Raw genomic sequence first — 1,618 nt, forward strand, 5'->3', positions numbered from 1 at the left:
TGCGGCGCGACATATGTGGAACGGCCCGCGTGGCAAGAGCTTTTTCATCCGAGGAACAATTTGGGAGCGGTGCGGTCATATGTACGGCCTTTCAATGCAGCCTATGCTGCTGGCCTCGATGAAGTCCGCGATACGAGGGACTAATCAAACAGACGCGCTTTATGCGCATTGTCGCGCAGGCCTCACTCGTATCGGGATCTCGTCCCACTTGTTCATCGTCTGCTTCTGCACCTTGCCTCTGCCGGCCATCGCCGGTCAGATCACCACGGCACTGGCCACCTTCAGGCGACCGCGGCGGGGATTGTCTGGGGGGTTTCGGGTTGCCGATAGCTCTCACCCTTGTTCAGCAATGCCCATATGATCCTTGCCATCTTGTTGGCTAGGGCGACGGCCGCAACCCTGAAGGGGCGCCTGGCGAGCAATGCCTTCAACCAAGGACTCGCTTTGGCACTGTTTCGTGCGATCCGTAGGACCGACGTCGCGCCCACCACCAAAAGCGAGCGGATCTCCGGATTTCCCATTTTCGATATTCGACCAAGTCGATCCTTCCCTCCGGACGAATGAACTCTTGGCGCCAATCCGAGCCATGCTGCAAAATGACGGGCGGACTTGAAGCCCCCAGGGTCCGGAACCAGTGCTTTGACAGTGGCAGCGGTGATGGGGCCGACTCCGGGGATGGAGGTCAGTCGCCGCGCATCATCGTCGTGCTTCACCTCGGTGACAATGGCACGCTCGAGCTTGTCAATCTGCTTGGTCAGAGCCTCAATCTGTTCAGCGAGCATGGCCAGGGCGAAGCGAGCCGGACTGGGCAGACGGTCGTCTGTGTCGTCCCGGATGATCGCGATCAACGTCTCTACCTTCGCGACGCCTCCAGCTGCGATGATCCCAAACTCGGCAAGATGAGCACGCAGAGCATTGATTGCCTGCGTTCGCTGCCGCACCACAAGAGCGCGGGTTTTCAGTACCATGGCCGCAGCTTGCTGATCGGCCGTCTTAATCGGGACGAACCGCATCGTTTTCCGTATGACAGCCTCGCTGATAGCCTCTGCATCTGCCGCATCCGTTTTTCCGCGCTTGAGAAACGGTTTCACGTAAGCTGGGGGGATGAGCCGCACGATGTGGCCGAACTTGGCGACCTCGCGAGCCCAATAATGGGAACTGCCACATGCTTCCATCCCGACAAGGCAGGTCGGCTGCTTCTCGAAGAATTTCAGTACGTCGCCTCGGCGCAGCTTGCGATTGAAGACGGGGGAGCCATCACTCTCCGCGCCGTGGACTTGAAAGACATTCTTCGCCAAATCCAGCCCGATGGTGCTAACATTCTTCATGGAACGGCTCCTCTTTTTGTGGCGTCCAAACAACGACCACGTTTTAGCACATCGATGCTGTCGGAGCGGGCCGTTCCACCTCATCAAACAGGGTGAGATTCCGCGACAATCAGGATGAGACGTTGCGGCGGGTGCGAGCCGGAGGGCGGGCGTAGCCCGGCCGGAGGCTCGCACCCGCCGCGGCGCCCGGATTTTCGGGGCCCGTGATCGCGGCCGTCCCGCTTAGGCTGGTGGTTTTGAGGAATGGAGAACCACCCTTGTGCCGGGGCGCCATGTAACCGATCACCAGA

1 protein-coding gene is annotated in these 1,618 nt (G+C 59.8%); it reads right to left on the reverse strand.

Annotated features, from left to right (window positions below):
• Positions 1 to 281: 281 nt before the first annotated feature.
• Positions 282 to 1,328: an IS110 family transposase gene (locus FGX59_RS36790; protein ID WP_138473467.1), complete on the reverse strand. Its 1,047-nt coding sequence runs from the start codon at positions 1,326 to 1,328 to the stop codon at positions 282 to 284.
• Between the last annotated feature and the right edge of the window lie 290 nt (positions 1,329 to 1,618).

This window comes from Poseidonocella sp. HB161398 (genome assembly GCF_005870025.1).
GTDB lineage: Bacteria > Pseudomonadota > Alphaproteobacteria > Rhodobacterales > Rhodobacteraceae > Mangrovicoccus.

Bases quoted from the DNA above. Each gene is read 5' to 3' on its own strand.
- FGX59_RS36790 (WP_138473467.1), bottom strand. From the start codon at position 1,328: ATGAAGAATGTTAGCACCATCGGGCTGGATTTGGCGAAGAATGTCTTT.